General features: G+C 32.5%; 16 protein-coding genes. All 16 read right to left on the reverse strand.

Annotated elements, in window-relative coordinates; all coding sequences use genetic code 11:
- Positions 1 to 19: 19 nt before the first annotated feature.
- Entirely contained in the window at positions 20 to 1,948 is a 1,929-nt protein-coding gene (gene acsV, locus IR151_RS05100) for a corrinoid activation/regeneration protein AcsV (RefSeq protein WP_227433442.1), read from the reverse strand.
- 112 nt (positions 1,949 to 2,060) lie between these two features.
- Complete coding sequence (gcvH, locus tag IR151_RS05105; protein ID WP_003418363.1) at positions 2,061 to 2,438, reverse strand: glycine cleavage system protein GcvH; 378 nt, start codon at positions 2,436 to 2,438, stop codon at positions 2,061 to 2,063.
- Between the two features lie 86 nt (positions 2,439 to 2,524).
- A complete protein-coding gene (acsB, locus tag IR151_RS05110; protein WP_227433443.1) occupies positions 2,525 to 4,651 on the reverse strand; it encodes an acetyl-CoA decarbonylase/synthase complex subunit alpha/beta in 2,127 nt (708 codons plus the stop codon).
- Positions 4,652 to 4,707: 56 nt separating this feature from the next.
- Positions 4,708 to 5,514 carry a carbon monoxide dehydrogenase/acetyl-CoA synthase methytransferase subunit gene (gene acsE / locus IR151_RS05115; RefSeq protein ID WP_227433444.1) on the reverse strand — a complete coding sequence of 269 codons (807 nt, stop codon included), beginning with the start codon at positions 5,512 to 5,514 and terminating at the stop codon, positions 4,708 to 4,710.
- 49 nt (positions 5,515 to 5,563) lie between these two features.
- Positions 5,564 to 6,931: an acetyl-CoA decarbonylase/synthase complex subunit gamma gene (acsC, locus tag IR151_RS05120; protein WP_227433445.1), complete on the reverse strand. Its 1,368-nt coding sequence runs from the start codon at positions 6,929 to 6,931 to the stop codon at positions 5,564 to 5,566.
- Between the two features lie 30 nt (positions 6,932 to 6,961).
- Complete coding sequence (acsD, locus tag IR151_RS05125; RefSeq protein ID WP_227433446.1) at positions 6,962 to 7,906, reverse strand: acetyl-CoA decarbonylase/synthase complex subunit delta; 945 nt, start codon at positions 7,904 to 7,906, stop codon at positions 6,962 to 6,964.
- A 19-nt stretch (positions 7,907 to 7,925) separates the two neighbouring features.
- Positions 7,926 to 8,696, reverse strand: a complete 771-nt coding sequence (locus tag IR151_RS05130; protein ID WP_021383511.1) for a carbon monoxide dehydrogenase accessory protein CooC — start codon at positions 8,694 to 8,696, stop codon at positions 7,926 to 7,928.
- Between the two features lie 55 nt (positions 8,697 to 8,751).
- A complete protein-coding gene (gene lpdA, locus IR151_RS05135; RefSeq protein ID WP_227433447.1) occupies positions 8,752 to 10,137 on the reverse strand; it encodes a dihydrolipoyl dehydrogenase in 1,386 nt (461 codons plus the stop codon).
- 41 nt (positions 10,138 to 10,178) lie between these two features.
- Positions 10,179 to 11,060 (reverse strand): methylenetetrahydrofolate reductase, encoded by an 882-nt coding sequence (locus IR151_RS05140; protein WP_003432262.1) that lies wholly within the window; start codon positions 11,058 to 11,060, stop codon positions 10,179 to 10,181.
- Positions 11,061 to 11,095: 35 nt separating this feature from the next.
- Positions 11,096 to 11,770 carry a methylenetetrahydrofolate reductase C-terminal domain-containing protein gene (locus IR151_RS05145; protein ID WP_227433448.1) on the reverse strand — a complete coding sequence of 225 codons (675 nt, stop codon included), beginning with the start codon at positions 11,768 to 11,770 and terminating at the stop codon, positions 11,096 to 11,098.
- A 35-nt stretch (positions 11,771 to 11,805) separates the two neighbouring features.
- Positions 11,806 to 12,678, reverse strand: coding sequence for a bifunctional 5,10-methylenetetrahydrofolate dehydrogenase/5,10-methenyltetrahydrofolate cyclohydrolase (locus tag IR151_RS05150; protein WP_227433449.1), 873 nt, complete (start codon positions 12,676 to 12,678; stop codon positions 11,806 to 11,808).
- Positions 12,679 to 12,769: 91 nt separating this feature from the next.
- The gene (locus IR151_RS05155) at positions 12,770 to 13,402 is read right to left on the reverse strand and encodes a cyclodeaminase/cyclohydrolase family protein (protein WP_227433450.1); all 633 of its coding nucleotides are present in this window, start codon (positions 13,400 to 13,402) and stop codon (positions 12,770 to 12,772) included.
- A gap of 84 nt (positions 13,403 to 13,486) precedes the next feature.
- A complete protein-coding gene (locus tag IR151_RS05160) occupies positions 13,487 to 15,163 on the reverse strand; it encodes a formate--tetrahydrofolate ligase (protein ID WP_227433451.1) in 1,677 nt (558 codons plus the stop codon).
- A gap of 241 nt (positions 15,164 to 15,404) precedes the next feature.
- Positions 15,405 to 16,184 carry an AAA family ATPase gene (locus IR151_RS05165; RefSeq protein WP_227433452.1) on the reverse strand — a complete coding sequence of 260 codons (780 nt, stop codon included), beginning with the start codon at positions 16,182 to 16,184 and terminating at the stop codon, positions 15,405 to 15,407.
- A 300-nt stretch (positions 16,185 to 16,484) separates the two neighbouring features.
- Entirely contained in the window at positions 16,485 to 18,404 is a 1,920-nt protein-coding gene (gene cooS / locus IR151_RS05170; protein WP_227433453.1) for an anaerobic carbon-monoxide dehydrogenase catalytic subunit, read from the reverse strand.
- Between the two features lie 611 nt (positions 18,405 to 19,015).
- The gene (locus tag IR151_RS05175) at positions 19,016 to 19,927 is read right to left on the reverse strand and encodes a bifunctional enoyl-CoA hydratase/phosphate acetyltransferase (protein WP_227433454.1); all 912 of its coding nucleotides are present in this window, start codon (positions 19,925 to 19,927) and stop codon (positions 19,016 to 19,018) included.
- Between the last annotated feature and the right edge of the window lie 299 nt (positions 19,928 to 20,226).

Here is a 20,226-nt window from a genome sequence, read left to right on the forward strand (position 1 = left end):
GCATCTATATTTTGATATTTTACTCTTCTAGTAGTTGCTTTGCAGTTGGGAACTGCTCTATATTTGTATGTGGTAAGAAGCATGCAGAAATAAATTCGTCCATGTAACTTGGATAAACACTAAGTTCAACATAAGTTATTTGTTTACCTATTTCTTCAAGTTTATTTTTGGCATCTTTACTTATAAGAGCCAAGTAAGAACCTACAAGTGAACTATTTCCTATATAAGTAAATTTCTCTCTATCGATATCAGGAAGTAATCCTATAATTATTGAATTTTCTATATCTAGGTTATTTCCTATACCACCTGCTATATAAACTCTATCTAATATACTAAAATCCATACCCAAGCTATCTACAAGAGTATATGCGCCTGAATATATAGCTCCTTTAGCTCTAATAAAATTATCTATGTCCACTTCATTTACTACTATATCATTTTCCAAATCAAATTCTTCTTTAAATGCTAATACATACTCTCCTATTTCATGTTCATTAAATCTGACTCTCTTATTATTTAAATCTCTATATATCTTACCTCTTCTATCTATTACACCCTTAGTAATCATTTGGCAAATTAAATCAATTATACCAGAACCACATATACCAACTGGTGCACATTCATCTATTATTTTTAATGTAGGCTCTAAAGTTCCTTTATCAATAGCCACCTTCTCTATTGCTCCTGCTGATGCTCTCATTCCACAGCTTATGCCTCCACCTTCAAATGCAGGACCTGCTGAACATGCACAGCTCATCATATAGTCTTGATTTCCAAATACTATCTCTCCATTGGTACCTAAGTCTATAAATAAAACATTTTCTTCACTTGACCATATACCAGCTGATAATACCCCTGCTGTTATATCTCCTCCTACATAACTTGCTACAGATGGAGCTAAGTACACATATGCACTATCATTTACAAAAAGACCTACATTTTCACCCATAAGTTTTGGAGATTTTAAAAATGGTGGTATATAAGGTTCTTGTCTTAAAAAGTCTGTATACACCCCTAAGAATAAACTTGTCATAGTTGTATTTCCAGCAGCTACTAAAGTGACTACATCCTCCTTATTTATGCCATTTCTTTCATATAATGTTTTTAATAGAGGATTTATAGTTTCATCAACTATAGCTTTGTGTAAAGTTTCTAATCCGTTTTTCTTAGTCGAATATATAATCCTATTTATAACATCTGCTCCATATTTTATCTGAGCATTTCCAGATGATGCTTTATCTACTACTTCTTTTGAATATAAGTCTACTAAACATACAACTACCGAAGTTGTACCAATATCTATTGCAACTCCATACAGAGAATTTTCCTTATTTCCTTCTTCTATATTTATGATTGTAAGTTTCTTTTGTTTTTGAACATATGTTATTGTAACTTTGAAATCGCTCTTTCTAAATATCGTTGGCATCTTTCTAAGTATATCTAATCTAAAATCTATTTCATTGTATCCCAGATGATTTCTAACATGTCTTTCTAATCTATCTACATCACTTATATTGTCATCTAAGTTTGGCTCTTCCATTTCTATGTATTTCTTTTTTATATTTGTCTTAAATTGTAAGTTATGCTTTTCTATTATTTTTTTAGCTCTCTCAAAAATTTCTCTATCTTTTTGTTTATTGCTACCTTCAATCTTCATACCATGCATAGAAGATGATACTTTAGAAGGAACTTCAATTTCTATATCTGAGATTACTTTTGTACAACAAGCTAATATATAACCTTGCTCCCATTCGTCATCTGTTATATGTCTCGTTTTTTCTGTATCAACCTTACCTTTTAACAACTTTACCTTACATTTACCACAAGACATATTTCCATTACAAGGAGCATCTATAAATATATCAGCATTTCTTGCAACTTCTAGTAATATATCCCCCTCATTACAATAAACTTCTTTATTGTTTGGCATAAAATTTACCTTTATCATGATATCCCTCCCAATTTGTTCTATATATTATAAAAGGAAAGTATAGCTAAATTTGCGTGCACTCAAATTTTACTATACTTTCCCCAATTATAATAACATCCCTAGTCTTTAATTATTCTAATCCAGCCTCGTATTCTTTATCACTTAATAATGTATCAAGCTCAGCAACATCAGCTAGTTTTACTTTTAATATCCAGTTTTCGTATGGGTCTTCATTTATACATTCTGGTTCATCTTCTAATTTTTCATTAACTTCTAATACTTCACCATTAACAGGAGATATTAAATCAGAAGCTACTTTAGAAGATTCAACTACTCCAAAATCTACTCCCTTAGTTACAGTATCTTCTACTTCTGGTGTTTCAACAAATAATATTTCTCCTAATTGATCTTGAGCATAATCTGTTATACCTATATATACAACATCTCCATCAATTACTTTTACCCATTCATGATCTTTAGAGTATTTTAATTCTGGTAATAATTTCATTTCGATAGACCCCCAATATTATATTATTGATTAATTTATTTAAATCATATTAATATTATATCACATTATTTTAAATTTTCCATCAATTACATTACACTTTCCATAGCTAATGCTGGATGACCTTTTTCTTCTAAGAAAGCTAATACTCCTTCAGAATCGTCAGCTATAGTTTCATCACAAATCATATCACAGAAGTTCTCTATTCCAGTCATTTCTTTAACTGTAGCATTTAATTTATCAGCTACATAATCTTTTAATTCTTTTGGCATCCAAACTATTCTTTCTGGTCCACCTTCTGCATAAGCGAATTTTTTAGAAGATATGAAATGTCTTCCGTGTCCCATGAATCCTGGAGTTTGAACTCCTCCACCTGTCATAGAAGCAAGTTCTCCGAAAGTCATACCAACTGGAGTAACGCTTGGGAATTCTCTGTTAACTACAACAAATCCATTTGCTTCTGGCATTATACCACAGATACACTCGAAGCATCCACAAGAAGTCATAGGGTCTTCTAATATAGAGTATAATGTAACAGCTTCAACTGCACCTTGAGATATTTGGTTTACAGTTTCATTTACAGAGTTCCATACACCTGTTCTATCGTCTAAACATTCACCTTTTTCTATTGGTTGACAAGGACCTGTAGGGTCTAATTCTTTAGTAGCTTTAGCATCTAACCAGCTAACTGCTCCACAAAGACCAAGTCTTTCAGGAGTAACAACACAAACGTGAGCTGGTGCAAATGATTGACATAAGTTACAAGAATAGAAAGTCTCTACACTTTCATCAACCAATGAAGCTAATCTCTCATCTCTAGCATTGTATTTAGCTATTGCTTCACCTTTTAATTCAGAAACTTTTTCTGCATCTGTAATTATAGTTATTTCACACTTATCAACAACTGATTCAAATTCATCTAACATCTTAGCATATAAAACTTCTCCTATATGCTCAAGTCTAAATCCTTTATCAAATGCATCTTTAGAGATTCTTACCCAAGCCATATCTCTTTGTCCAACGTGCATTACACCTTCTATATAGTTTAAGAAGTAGTGGAAACGTCTTTCAAGAACTGGTTCGAAATCTTCTTGCATGTTTTTACCAGCTATTTTAACTATTACAGCAAGTGGTAATCTTAATACACCATCTGCTTCAACTTCATCTATGTTTGGTCCTATTATTTCTATCTTATGGTCTTCAACTTCAGCAGCTTCTTTCTTAACAACAAGCTCCCAAGCTTCAGTTTTATTTCCACCAAATTCAGCAAACATGTCGCTCTTTCTAATTCTTTCACCTTCAAATGCTGCTGCAAATGAAACTGGTATAGGTATTTCAGTAACTTTTATTTTTATTCCTCTAGCTTCTAATGAAGTAGCTACTATCTTATCATAATCTTTTTGAGTTAATAAATTCATTGGAACTTCAAGAACAGTTTGGTCAGTTACAACTGGGAATCCTAAAGCTATTGCTCCAGCACCTGCAGATACAACTAATTCACTTAATGGTCCAAATGCATTAACAAATGCAGGAACTCTATTAGCTGTGTATTCTAATAATCCGTTTAAATCACCAGGAGTTAATCCACCAAATATTAATGCTGCTCTTACTGCAACAGATACAACGTGGATAACAGAAGTTACATCATATCCTAGAGGTATAACTCTTAGCTCAAGACCCATTTTTACGCCAGCTTCTATAGCTTGGTCTATAACCTTACCAACTAAGAAAGTTAATAAACCTTTAGATTGGTAGTCTTTTATAACTTTTGCTGCTGATTCAGCATCAGGACATTCTCCAAGAACAACTGCAACACCAGGTATATCTCCTGTAACTAGTGGTACACCAAGTGATCTGATTATAGGGTCAGTTATATGACCTGCACATGGCTCACTATATGGAGCATCCATAGTTGAGTATTTTAATGCTTCAATTACTTCTGCAGCTAAAGCAGTAGCTAAACCAGCATTAAAAGCATGTTCTAATAAATGAGTTCTATTGATTAAAGATTTTACTACTTCTAAAGCACCTTCTAAGTCCCCTAAAGTGTTCATTTTTTGTCCTGTTGCAGCATATATACAAGGTAATGAATATGCTGTATCAGGGAAAGCTACTTTATGTTCTTTTCCGTTTTTTTCTATAGCTTCATTTAACATAGCTTGAGCTGCACCCAAAGCTTGTTCTGACCCTGTAAAGATTATATTATATAGATTCATTCTATTTCCCCCTTTAATATTTACACCTATTTTTTATTAACTATACCCTAAAAACCCTAGAAAGCAAATCCACCTTCATTTAACTCTAAGAAAGAGTCTGCATATAAAGATGCCCCGTTGATTATGTCACAAGATTTTACAGTTTTCATTAATTCTGGGTCACATGGATTCATTATAGCTGAACTAAATCCATTAGCCATTGCCATTGCTAAGAATGCACTATCTAAAACAGGTCTAACATGTTTAGGACATCCATTAGATACATTAGATAATCCTCCTGTAGTTAAAAGTCCCATTTCAGTCATCATTTTTATAGCTTCTAAAACTTCTACTTGTTTTTCTTGCATACCTTTTATAACTAAGCATAATGGGTCAAATAATATATCAGTTGGCTCCATTCCTAGCATTAAGCCTTTTTCTAATATCTCTTGGCAGTAAGCCATACGTTCATCATTATCTCTTGGGATACCTTCTTTTGCACATAAACCTATAACCATTGATTCATATTCAGCTGCTATATCTATTAAATCAAATCTTGAACCAGCATCAGCAGAGTTTATTATTGGTTTTGCATTAGTTCTATCATAAACCTTAAGTCCAGCTTCGATAGCTTTTTTATTAGCTGTATCTAATGCTATAGGAACATTGTTAAATTCAGATTGAAGTAGCTTAACTCCCCATGTCATTATCTCTTCGCCATCTCTTTCAGCAGGTCCTATATTAAAATCTATATAGTGTGCTCCTGCTTCTAATTGTTCTTTTGCTCTTTTTAATATTGGAGCTGGATCTCTTTCTGCTAATGCCTTTCTTATTGAAGGTGAGATACAGTGTATTCTTTCACCTATAATCATAAATTTTTCCATTTATAATGTCCCCCTTTAAATTTAATATTAATAGTTAGTTAATATTTTATTAGTTTGTTTGGCATGCTTTTTCTTGGTATCCTTTTAAGAACTTAGGTAATTCCATAGATTCTTCTGGTCCTATAACTACATTCCATCCTGGTAAGTTATCTTCTATATCACCTTTAAGTACTGCAACTTTTCCTGGAATGATAATGTCTTTACAATTAGTTACTTCTTCTACTTTACTTTCTTTGATGAAAGCAGAGATTGAATTTCCACCAAATTTACCAGCAGCCCAAGATGTAAGAACTGAATATCCACCTGCATCTGGTATTACTAACCATACTGGAACTTTTGATCTTTCTATATCTCCAGCAACTATGAAATAAGTTAATGCAAAGTCAACAGTAACTAATACTGGAGAATTTTCATCTGGGTTATTAATTGGGTAAATCTTTGGTTCAACTCTCATTGGTCTTTGTGGGTCAGTGTATATATTTTGTCTTAATGCAAATAATGGTAATGCTTTAGCATAACTAATATCATCTATTACTATTATAGAACCATATTTTATAGTAAATATTGATGATAAAGCAATTTCCATCATAGGATTTGAGTTAGATAATCTATTTGCAAATACTATTGAAGGATATCCAAATGTTCTATCTTGTTCTTTTAAAGCTATTCTTCTAACTTGCACAGCATTAGTGTAAGTATCTTTTATATTTTCTCCAGTTACATCTAATACTAATTCTTTATATCCAGCAGATTGAACTAATTCAACTGTTTCATATAATTCTTCTAAGCTAGCTGCTTTTACTCCTAATGGTAGGTTTGCTCCTTTAACTACTTCTATCATATCTTTGTAGTTATCTTTAGTTGCTCCATATACCATTGGTCTAGCATCTTTTAATACTTCAACAGCTTCTTTAACTGCTTGTGCATCATCACAAGCTAAAATATAAGCTACTTCTAATCCACTACCTTTTATTTTGTCTATTAGTTTTAAATATGCATCTTTGTCTCCACAGTATTCTAAAACAACCATTTCAACTTTCATTTGTTCACCAATTCTTATATAGTCAACTTTTTTCATGTTAGCTATTTTAGCATCTACTGCTTCATCACTCATACAAGTACAGAATGAAACTGCATATCTATTTCTACTTACTAATGTTTTTTCATGTCTAAATAATACTGTTTCCCCGCCTAGTTCATATTCAGATGCTCCAGTACCAACTTTTAATGCTTTCATTAAAGGTGCTGTAGCTTCTGATAGTTTTGCTATAGCGTCATCAGACATATGTGGGCATTTGCCTACTTCTACAGCTCCTGAAGCAACCTTCATAGAGAAAGCCATACAAGTTGGGAATCCACAATCCTTACAGTTTTTCTTTGGTGTTAATTTAAATATATCTAAAGCTTTTAATGCCATTATTTTCTCCCCCTAACCTTAACAATTTAATTAAGCTAATGCGTTAACCAATTCTTTTATAGTTTCTATTGATTTTGGATGACGAAGTATAACTGCGTTTGAACCACCTACTAAAACACTTGCTGCAGTTGAAACTTCCATTGCTATAGTTCTTTCTTCTGGACAACCCCAATCTGGCTCATCTTCTACTGGAGCTATAGCTTCTTTAACATGACCTACTTCGAAAGCTACTGGTGTTATGATAGGCATTTGTAATGTCTTATCATTTTGACCAAATGCTGCAAGTCTAATTCTATCCATAGTAGATGCAACATATTCATATCCATAACCAACTGCTGAACATCCAACATTCATAACTATATTTTCACCTTTAACGCCTAATTGAGTTAGCAGTACGTTTAATTGTTTTGCTAGGTTTATATCAACAGAAGATTCTGCTCCAACTTTGTGTGAATAAGCCATTCCAGCTGATGCTCCTACTCCTTTGTAGTTATCTTCTACTGCTGACATAAATAGACAGTTATGCCCATCCAACGCTTGAGCTAATTTTTCAAACAGTTTACCATCTTTTTCATGATTTCCTGAACCAGCTACTACTAAAGGCAATGTTATTGCTTCAACTACTGCTTTAGCAACTTCAGCACAGTCATCAACTGATTTATCTAATCCATTTGGGTCAGAACCATCAAATTTTAAACAAATAAAATCTGCTTGTGTATTAGCTTCAACATATTTAGCCCATTCTACTGGACAATTAGCTACATCTTTGTATAACTCTTTATATGAATCAGTCCAGCTTTCAGGATAAACGTCTGATATTTCTATACCTATTTTTGGAGTATTCCCTACTTCTCCATCAAAACTATAAAAAGGTAATACATTTTCCCCACCTAATTTAATTGCTTTTTCCCCTATTCCTACTTCAACTTCTGATATTTTTCCAGAATATTTTTGAGTAGACATTTTAAATGCCATATTTTTTTCCCCCTTAAGCCTATTTTAATTCTAATTTAGCAAAAATCTCTTTCATAGCCACTTTAGATTTTGAATCTTCAGGTAAATTAACTAAAGGAATACCTGTAGAATCATATTCATATATCAATTCATCCATAGGTACAACACCAATTAGCTCTAGGTTATGTTTTTCTATTTCCTCTTTAACACCATCATTCATAACCCCATTTGGAACCTTATTTACAATTAGAAGTATTCTTCCAACATTTAATTTTAGTTCCTCAGCTAAATCTCTTATTCTAGCAACAGCTTGTATGCTACGTCTTGAGCAATCACTAACCAATAAAAGTGTATCAACATGTCTAGTAACTTTTCTGCTTAGATGTTCCATACCAGCTTCGTTGTCCATGACTAAGTATTTGTAGTGACCAGATATTTTGTTTACTTGTTCTCTAAGTATCCCATTTACAAAACAGTAACATCCTTCCCCTTCTGATCTCCCCATTACTAACAAGTCATATCCTTCTCCTTCTTCAATTATAGAATTTAATCTAAATTGTAGATATTGTGCTTTTGTCATACCACCTGGGAATGCATTGCCTAACTTTTCTCTTTGATTTACTTCTTCTCTTATTTCTCCTATTGTTGCTTCAACTTCAATACCTAATACTTCATTTATGTTAGCATTAGCATCAGCATCTACAACTAATACTGGTCCCTTATTGTCCTTAACCAAATAATCAATCAAAAGCCCTGTGAGACTTGTTTTACCAGTTCCACCTTTTCCTGCAACAGCTATATTGTATCCCATTTTAAGACTTCCCCCTTAAATCTAGCCACAGAGCCTTATGTACTCTGTTTACTTATTATAATTTAGGTACAGAATGAACACATTCTCCATGTACATCATGAAGTGCTTCCATTAGTCCTTCAGATAAACTTGGATGTGGATGTATTGCATCCCCTACTTGTTCTACAGTTAATCCTAGATGAACAGCAAGTGATAACTCTGTTAATAAATCTGTAGCATGAGGACCTACTACTGCTGCACCTATTATTTTATCTGTTTCTTTATCAGCTATTATTTTTACAAATCCTTGGAAATGTCCTATAGCCTGTGCTTTTCCAAGTCCTCTAAAATCAAATTGACCTACATTGTATTCTACACCTTCAGCTTCAAGTTGTTTTTCAGTTTTACCAACACCAGCAACTTCAGGTTCAGTATAAACACATCTTGGAATTGCTCTATAATCTACTACTTTAGTTTTTCCTAAAGCATTTTCAACTGCAACAATACCTTCTTTAGAAGCAACATGTGCTAAGAAAGGAGTATCTATTATATCACCTATTGCATATATACCTTCTACATTAGTTTCAAGATGCTCATTAACTACTACTTTTCCTCTTTCCATTTCAATTCCTATATCTTCTACTCCAGAATTATCAAGGTTAGGTCTTCTACCAACACATACTAATGCATATTGTGCTTCTATAACCTTTCCATTAGAAAGAGTTGCAACAGCTTTACCATCAACTACTTCACAAGTTTGTACTCCAATACCTGTAATAACTTTAATCTTATCTTTCTTAAATTGTCTAAGTAGTTGTTTTGCTACATCTTTATCTTCATTTAATAGTATCTGGTCAACCATTTCAACTATAGTTACTTCTGTTCCTAAGGCTCTAAAGAATTGCCCTATTTCACATCCTATAACTCCACCACCTACTATTAACATAGATTCAGGTATATCTTCAAGTCCAAGAACTTCATCACTAGTTATTACAATCTTTCCATCATATGGGAACATTCTTGGTACAACTGGAACAGAACCATTAGCTAGTATTATCTTATCAGCTTTTATAGATTCTACTGTTCCATCATCTTTTGTTACTTCTATAGTATTTTTATCAATTAATTTTCCAAAACCATTAACTAGTTTTACTCCTCTTTTCTCAAATAGGAATTCTATACCACTTATTAATTGATTTACAACTTTATTTTTTCTTTCCATTATGGCAGTGAAATTTGGTGTAACTGTACCATCTATCTCTATACCAAAATCCTTTGCTTCCTTCACAGTATTTAATACCCCTGAAGAAGCAAGAAGTGCTTTAGTTGGTATACATCCTGCATTTAAGCAAGTTCCTCCAACTCTTCTTTTTTCAACAACTGTCACCTCTGCACCAAGCATAGAAGCTTTTATAGCTGCTACATATCCTCCTGGTCCACCACCTACTACTACTATTTTCATCCTTAATTCCCCCAAACCTTATAATCTACAATCTTGTAATACTATAAACCTGCGGCATCTAGTATAGCAGGTATATTTTCTTCTGCCCCAATTGCCATTATATGAACACCATCACATAAATCTTCTTCTTTTAATTGTTTGATAAGTTCTCCTGCCATTTTTATTCCTTCACTTACCCAGTTTTCTTTTCCAGCTGCTCTTAATCTTTCGATTTGTTCATCTGGCACAAATATTCCTGGTACATTTGCAGTCATAAATTTAGCCATTCCTGGAGATTTTAAAGGTACTATCCCTGCCAATACCTTGCAATCCATATCTCTTGTTAGTTCTCTAAACTTTCTCATTGTATTTATGTCATAAAGTGCTTGAGTTTGGAAAAATTTAGCTCCAGCTTTTATTTTCTTTTGCATTTTTAATAATTGAACTTCTATTGGAGAATATTCTGGAGTTACTGATGCTCCTAGATAAAAATCTGGAGAACCTTTTAATTTATTACCAGCCATATCCGTACCTGCCATTAGAGTTTCAGCAGTTTGAAGTATCCCTACAGAGTCTAAATCAAATACACCTTTAGCTTGTGGATGGTCTCCTACGCTAGTATGGTCTCCTGTTAATGCCAACAAGTTGTTTATCCCAAATACACCTGCTGACAACATTTCTCCTTGTATAGCTATCCTATTTCTATCTCTCCCTGTTATTTGAATCACTGGCTCTAATCCAGCATCTTTTAGTAATTTACATGTAGCAAGAGAAGTTGCTCTCATAACTGCTGATTGAAAGTCTGTCACATTTGCTGCATGAACTCTTCCAACTAACGGCTTTGCACATTCAATTAAATGTGAAAGGTCAGTCCCTTTTGGAGGAGCCATCTCAGTAGTAACTGCAAATTTTCCACTCTCTAATGTTTCTCTTAATAAGCTCATCTCTAATCCCCCTTTTAACCTTCTAAAAAAAACTTTTATGAATTGGCTGTTGCTTCTTTCTTTTTCTTTGCACTTAAGCTTCTTGGATTATTTTGCTTAGAATAGTCTTTTGGCGGTCTTATTTCTGCTAAATTATCTAATTGCCCTATAGATTCCAATCTTTCATATATTTTTATCCAAGCACAATCATTTTCTGGATTTACTTCACATTTACCATTTTTAGCTCCACCACAAGCCCCATTCATAAGACCTTTAGCACACATAGTTACTGGACATATTCCACCTGTCCAACCAAGTTCACAGTCTCCACAAGCCTTACAGGCTTCCTCATATTCTCCAACCCTTTGTACTTCCCCTATAAACAAAGTGTTGTTAGCTGGATAAACTGGTTTATTTTTTAGGTTTTTAACTATTGTTTGTGTCCCATCTCCACATGCTAAAGATAAAACTGCATCAGCTTCTTTAGTTTCTTCTTTTAGAGCCTTTAAGTCCTTTTTAGACTTTAAAAGGTTACAAGCAGGATCAAGCATTACATATCCTAAGATTTTTTTGCCCTCACCTTCAAGAGTTTCCTTCATTTTTAGAACTTCTTCTTCTCCACCACTCTTACAAGTCGCTGCACATTGATTACAACCAACTAAAACTAGCTTGTCAAAATTCTTTAAGTACCCTAGCACTTCTTCCAATGGTTTATTTTCAGAAATTATCATATCTACTTCCCCCCTAAACCTTCCACAATATCTATCTATTTATTGTTTTGCAACTTACAAGCTTTAACTACATGTTTTGCAAGTATAGATGTTGTAACTGAACCAACCCCCGCTGGAACTGGAGTTATCATCGATACTTTATTTAAAACTGCATTTGTATCAACATCTCCACATAAATTTCCTTCTTCATCAACATTTATACCAACGTCTATAACTACTGCTCCATCTTTCACAAAACTTTCATCTACCATCTTAGCTCTACCAATAGCTGCTATCAATACGTCCGCTTCTGCAGCTACATCTGATAAGTTTTTAGTCTTTGAATGGCATATTGTAACAGTTGCATGTTCACTTAATAAAAGCATTGATACTGGCTTCCCAACTACCATTGATCTTCCAAGAACTGTTACCTTACTTCCTTTTAAATCAACATTATAATGTTTTAATATTTCTACTACTGCTGTAGGAGTACATGGTGGGAATCCACTCTTATCTCCTTCCATGACTTTAGCAGAGTTTATTGGGCTAAAACAATCTACATCTTTTTCTGGTGCAATGACATATTTTATAACTTCTTCATTTAAGTGTTTTGGAAGTGGTCTAAAACATAATATACCATTAACATCCTTGTCATCATTAACTTTCTTTAAAACATCAATATATTCTTCTTGAGTTATATCTTCAGCTAATTCCAACACCTCAGTTGTTATACCAATGTTTTGACATCTTTTTAGTGCTCCTCTTTCATATGATAAATCATCACTTCTTGCTCCAACTCTAACTATTGTTAGCTTAGGATTTATACCTTCTTTAACTAGTAACTCGACTTCTTTTATTAAGTCTTCACTAATCTTATCAGCTACAGGTTTTCCTTTTATAATCTGTCCTTTAGTTGACATTACTTCCATATATTCACAACTCCCCTACAAGCAAACTTAAATTAATTTATTCTATATACCACATATTAATAACATAGTATCTACTTTCGTCATTTAAAAATTATTTTCCAAGCGCTTTTTCAACTTTAGCATAAACTTCATCACAAGTTTTAACGCCATCTTCAACTAATTTATCTACTTCTGTTTTTACTTTACTAACATATTCTTGATCTTGTATAGAATTTATATTTATAACTACATTTAATTGTCCACCAAGTATAGCAGCTCTTAAACATTGAACCCCTACACCAACGTCGCTTATAGCAAGTCTTGAACCTTTATCAACTAAATCTTCATGTAACTTAATAGCTTCATAACAAACTCTTACTATATTTAATGGTACTTCACAAGCAACTTTTAGCGCTTTTTCCATTGTTTCTGCTTTTATTCTTTTTTCCTCTTCTGTTTCTTTAGGAAGCCCATAAGCTTTTGATAATGGTAAGAAACATTCTGCATCATCATCTATCATTTTTAATAAATCTTTTTCTAATTTTCCTGCTTTATTTAATATATCTTTTACACTTTCTTCATACTCAGCATACTTTTTCTTTCCTATTGTAAGATTGCATACCATACTCCCTAAAGCCATACCAATTGCACCAACTAGTGCGGCAGCTCCACCGCCACCTGGTACTGCTTCTTTAGAAGATAGTACTTCTACAAAATCAACACAAGTTTTATCTGCTATTTTCATGATAATCCTCCTTAAAAGGATGTAGGAAAATATCCTAAATTATCTTAGAGATATTTCCTACTCTTTATTTATAAATTAATACACTTAGAATAATCCAGCTATTACTCCGTTTTCATCAACATCTATTTTTTCTGCTGCTGGAACTTTTGGTAATCCTGGCATTTTCATTATTTCTCCAGTAAGTGCAACTATAAATCCAGCTCCTGCTGAAATTGATGCTTGTCTTACAGTTATTCTAAATCCTGTTGGTCTACCTAATTTAGTTTGGTCATCAGTTAAAGAATATTGAGTTTTAGCCATACATACTGGAACTTTAGTAAATCCAAGTTTTTCTAAGTTAGCTATTTCTTTATCAGCTTCTGGAGTATAATCTACACCATCTGCTCCATAAATCTTAGTAGCTATAGCATTTATCTTATCTTTTATAGATAAATCATCTTCATAGCAGAATCTAAAATTATTTTCTTCTTCATCTAATAATCTTAAAACTTCTTTAGCTACTGCAATTCCACCTTCTCCACCTTTTGCCCATACTTCAGAAAGAGCAACATTAACGCCTAATTCTTTACACTTGTCTTCAACAAGTTTAAGTTCAGCTTCAGTATCAAGTGGGAATCTATTTATTGCAACAACTGCTGGTAATCCATATACTTGAGTTATGTTTTCAACATGTTTTAATAAGTTTGGAAGTCCTTTTTCAAGAGCTTCTAGATTTTCTTCGTTTAAGTCTGCTTTAGCAACTCCACCATTGTATTTTAATGCTCTTACAGTAGCAACTATTATAACAGCATCTGGTTTTAAGTTTGCCATTCTACATTTTATATCTAAGAATTTTTCTGCTCCAAGGTCAGCACCGAAACCAGCCTCAGTTATTACATAATCTGCAAAGTGCATAGCCATTCTTGTAGCTATAACAGAGTTACATCCATGAGCTATATTTGCAAATGGTCCACCATGTACAAATGATGGTGTTCCTTCAAGAGTTTGAACTAGGTTTGGTTTTAAAGCATCTTTTAATAATGCAGCCATAGCACCATTAGCTTTTAATTGTCTAGCTGTTACAGGTGCACCTTCGTAGCTATATCCAACTATTATGTTTCCTAATCTTTCTTTTAAGTCAGCTATATCACTTGCCAAACAGAACGCTGCCATTATTTCAGAAGCAACAGTTATATCAAATCCATCTTGTCTAACTGCTCCATCACCTTTTTTACCCATACCATCAACGATATTTCTAAGTTGTCTATCGTTCATGTCTACACATCTTCTCCAAGTTATTTTCTTAGGGTCTATTCTAAGTTCATTTCCTTGATGAATATGATTGTCAAGCATAGCAGCTAAAAGGTTATTAGCAGCTCCTATAGCATGAAAGTCTCCTGTGAAGTGTAAATTTATATCTTCCATAGGAACAACTTGTGCATATCCTCCACCAGCTGCCCCACCTTTAACACCAAATACTGGTCCTAGAGATGGTTCTCTTAAAGCAACTAATACATTTTTATCTAATTTTGCAAATGCATCAGCAACACCGATAGTAGTAGTAGTTTTTCCTTCACCTGCTGGAGTTGGGTTTATAGCTGTAGTTAATATTAACTTGGCTTTTTTCCCAGTTTCTCTTTTTAGTAAATTGTAGTCAACTTTGGCTTTGTATTTACCATATAGTTCTACATCTTCTTCACCTAGTCCTAATTTTTTTGCAACCTCTCTAATATCTTGAGGTTTAGCTTCTTGAGCTATTTCAATGTCAGATTTAAATCCCATAACTGAATCTCCTCCCACAACCTAAATAGATTTAAAATATAATTTTTGTATAAATTGTATTAATATGTAAAAATTATATTTTATAAGATAATTATACATGTAAAATTGCTTAAAAACTAGCTACTAAGCTATTAAAATATCTTTAACTTAATAGCTAGTCATTTATCTAATTAATCATTTATTACCTATCTAATACCTATTTATTGCCTTTAACCAACAACCCAATTATAAATCAAAATTTCTATTTATCTTTAAGTGACATTAATTTCTCTTTTATTTCTTTAATTTGTGCCTTTGTTGTTTCACTAGAATCATATGGAGATTGATTAGCTCTATCAGAATCTATAACATCTTGATTGTAATAGATAAATCCTAAAGATTCCCCATCTTCTAAGTTTTGTATTATAAATTCTTCATCTTCTTTATTTCTGATTTTGTTACCTACAACAAATACCTTATTTACGCCTATATCATGACCAAGTTTTTTAACTTTTCTATATGTTTGGAGACTTCTTTCTCCTGGCTCTACAACTACTATAAAAGCATCTACACCTTGAGCTGTTCCTCTTCCTAAGTGTTCAATTCCAGCTTCCATATCCATAACAACTACATCTTTATTTTGTAGTATTAAGTGTGAACAGAGTCTTTTTAAAAGAACGTGCTCTGGACATACACATCCAGTGCCACCAGAATCCACTGTTCCTAATGTAAGTAATCTCACTCCGTTGTATTCTTTACAGAAATTTTCAGGTATATCGTCTACTTTAGGATTCATCTTAAACATTTTTCCAAATGAACCTACAGAAGCAGCTGTTCTATCTGAAACTAACTTTTTCATTTCTGATATAGGTACTATTGATTCATATACTTCTTTTGGAAAACCTAGTGCTAAAGCTAAATTAGCATCAGGATCGGCATCAACAGCAACAACTCTGTATCCGTCTTCAGCAAACATCCTAGAGAGCATTGAAGAAAAAGTCGTTTTACCTACTCCACCTTTACCTGTTATTGCTATCTTCATAATCCCTACCACCTTTATTACTATTTGCTTTTTATTTTATTTATGTTTTAGTGTAGTTATCTATTTTTTAAACACTAAAAATAAACTACAGCTAGTCCTTACAGGAACCAATTACATTTACCCTACTAGCTTTTCAAAGCAGCATGTATAGTTTTAGTATTCTTCATTATATTGTTTATATTTTATTTATTCAGTATATTCATTGTATTTTGATGTTCTTTTCTTTAATATTTGACTTCATTCAACTATAAAACCTTTATTTAGATATAAAATCGTTTTTTCTAAGGCTTTAGCCATTTTCTAAGCTTCTGCTTCAACACCCATTTTTTCTTCAACTAATGCTTCGAAGTGAACACGTTTCTTTTCTATATCTTCTATTATTGTAGCTGCTAACTCTTTTGGATTTGTATTTACAGTAAATGTTGCACCAACTTTATCTTTTAATTCGCTAGTTAATATATCTACTGCTCTTGAAGAACCAGCTATTGGAGGCATTATTCCTAAGTAAGTGTCTATACCAGAAGCTACAACATAGCATCCTATAGCAACTGCTTTTTCTGACATCCACTCTGGAGCTATACCTACAACTGGAAGGTCACACATATCCATATCTAAGTAATTAGCTGCTGCTCCAACTAAATCTAATATACGGCTTATATCAACGCAAGAACCCATATGTAGTACTGGTGGGATTCCTACTAATTTACAGACAGTTGCAAGACCTTTACCTGCATATTTTTCAGCTGCATCAGTTTCCATTAAACCAAATTTAGCTGCTGCTGAAGCACCACATCCTGTAGTAACTACTATTATGTCGTTTTTAATTAATTCTTTCATTATTGTTACGTGAGCCTCATTTGAAACTCCTTTAGCATTGTTACATCCAACTACACCAGCTGCTCCTCTTAATACTCCAGATTTTAAACAGTCTGTTAATGGCTTAACTGTTCCTGCTGGATCTATATGAGAGTTTACAACTCTGTCTAATTGATTTACTACTGCTTCTACACTATACCCAACTGTTGCCCCTGATTTTAATTCAGGTATAAGTACTTTTGATTTATCTCTATTTTTAAAGTTTAAGATAGCTTCTTTAACTATTGATTTAGCATCATCAAGAGCTTGTTCTTCTCTAAATTCAATATAAGTTGAACCTGTTATTTTAGCTTTTGGAGAAGTTGTTACAAATTTAGTGTGGTAACAATCTGCTACTCTAGCTAGTGCAGGGAATATACATTGAACGTCAACTATTACAGCCTCAACTGCTCCAGTTACTATTGCAAGTTCTTGTTGATGGAAGTCTCCTGCTATTCTTACACCATGTCTCATTGTAATTTCATTACCTGTACAACACATACCAGCTAAGTTTATTCCATCTGCTCCAACTTCTTTAGCTAAAGCTATTAAGTCTGGTTCTTCTGCAGCTAAAACTATCATTTCTGATAATGCTGGCTCATGTCCATGCAATATTATATTAACTTTATTTTCTTCTAATACTGCTAAGTTAGCTTCTGTTCTTCTTGGTACTGGAGTTCCAAATAAGATATCGCTTAAACGAGTACCTATCATAGAACCACCCCAACCATCAGCCATAGAAGTTCTTAGACTCATGTGTATTAAACTATCTATATCACCAGTACAACCTATATGAGTAGAGTGCATTATTGTTGCAATTTCTCTATCTATAGCTCTTGGTTCTATAGCATATTCTTTCCATATTTTTTGTCTTGGTTCTGGCGCATTTTTTATAAATCTTAATGTCCCAAAAGGTTTACCAAATTCCATTAATGCAATTTCTGCCACTTCATGTGCTACATCATAGATATCTCTACCTTCTGTTTCTACATCCCATTCTTTAGCTAAAGTAATTAATTTAGCTTCGTCTCTTATTTTATAGTTTCCATTTGGATCAGCTAATGCTAATGTATGTGCTATATCTCTAGCATGGTCTGAATGGGCAGCTGTCCCACCAGCAACCATTCTTGCAAAGTTTCTACCTACTATAGTGTGTTCGTCTGCTCCACATAACCCTCTTGGAGTTTTAGGACTTATTCTACATGGTCCCATTCCACATATTCTACAGCAAACCCCTTGAAGACCAAAACCACATTGTGCTTTAAAGCCTTCTTTTCTATCATACATTGTTTCTACGCCTTCTTCTCTAGCTTTTGCTATCATCTTCTGGCTGTTTAAATCAATTGTTAACATTTTTTCATCCATATTCCTATCCCCTTTTTTTGATTTTTAAAATCCCCCAGGTGACTGACTTCATGTCATAAAATAATAAAATAAATGCTTTCTAAGTTGATTATATACTAATTTTCAGCACTTTGCTTTAGATTTAAATATTTTTTTAACAAAATTAGATAATACATAAAAATTTTATTTTTAATACCTAATTTAAGTTAATTTAACTACTCATTTTTGGCTATTTTTTAATACTTGAGCCTACTTTTTTGATATTTTAGTTTAATTAAATTATGTTTTGATTTTTTTAAATCAATTTTGAATTATTTCTAGTCAATTTTTTGATATTATATCTTATTTGTGTGTTTATTATTTCTCACTACTTTTTTGGACTTGTTACAGATTTTTACTCCCTATACCATAATTAGTAAAAACTTCTTAGAATAGCATTTTTTGGACTAATTTTTTGAAATTTTTTTATTTTTCTTACTTTAATATTAATTATAGCTTCAAATTGAACATTTGTATATATTCATTTGAAGCTATAATTATTTTTTATATAAAATTTTTTTAATATTGCATTAATTTAGATATTATGACTACATTTTATCTTTTAACGCATTTATTTTACACACTTAATGTTTTTATTTCATACTTTTAGCTACAATAGCTCCATACGCAATAGAGTACAATTTAGATTCATGTGAATCAGCTCTTGATACTAAAACTATAGGAGCTTTTGCGCCCATAATTATACCTGCTGATTTAGAATCTGCCATGTATGTAAAGGCTTTTCCTATGCCATTACCAACTTCTATTGTTGGAACCAACATAATATCTACATCTCCAGATACTTCACTTTTAAATCCTTTTATCTCACTAGCTTCTTTTGAAACTGCTAAGTCAAAAGCTAAAGGACCTTCTACAATTACATTATCTCCAAATTCTCCTGCTTGACAAGCTTTTGCTAGCATATCTGCATCTACAGTAGCTTGCATTTTAGGATTTACTTTTTCCTTAGCTGCTAAGCATGCAACTTTTACAGTTTCCATACCTAAAGCTTTTGCTGCTTTTATAGAATTTTTTAATATCTTTGCCTTTTGTTCATAGTCAGGAGCTATATTCATTCCTCCATCTGTAGTTATCAATAGCTTATGGTATCTTTCTAACTCATATACCATAACATGACTTAATAAACTATCAGTTCTAAGACCATAATCTTTATTTAACACTTCTTTCAAGATAACGGATGTATCTAATAAACCTTTCATTACAAAATCAGCTTCTTTACTTGATACTAATTTAACTGCTATTTCAGCACAGTCTTTAATATCATCCTTGTCAATAATTTTAATTCCACCCAAATCAAATTCTATTTCTTTTGATATTTCTCTTATCTTTCCTTCATTTCCAACCAATATAGGAGTAATTATATTTCTTTCTACAGCATCCTTTATAGCCATTAAAACTTCTTTATCGTGAGCTGCTGCTACAGAAAGTACTATTTTTTCTCCTCCTTTAAGCTGCTCTAAAATATCATCTAATTTCTTTATCAAAAGTAACCCCTCCCTTATATATATTTAACTAAATAATACCATATTTGATATGTCTTTTATCAATTTATTTTTTATGTTACAAAAAATTTGTACAACTAAAATCTGCTTTAATATTTAATTATTATAAATTCAAGATACTTATGAAATATAATATTACAAATAGTAAATAAGAGTAAAAATACTTAGACAAAGTAAATAAAAAAAGTGGTACAACATAATAAATGTTCTACCACTCTTAATTAATAAAATTTAATAGCATCAGATAAAACTCGCTAGCATCAAGTCCAACCTAATAAAGT

It is taken from the genome of Clostridioides sp. ES-S-0006-03 (assembly GCF_020662275.1).
GTDB lineage: Bacteria > Bacillota > Clostridia > Peptostreptococcales > Peptostreptococcaceae > Clostridioides.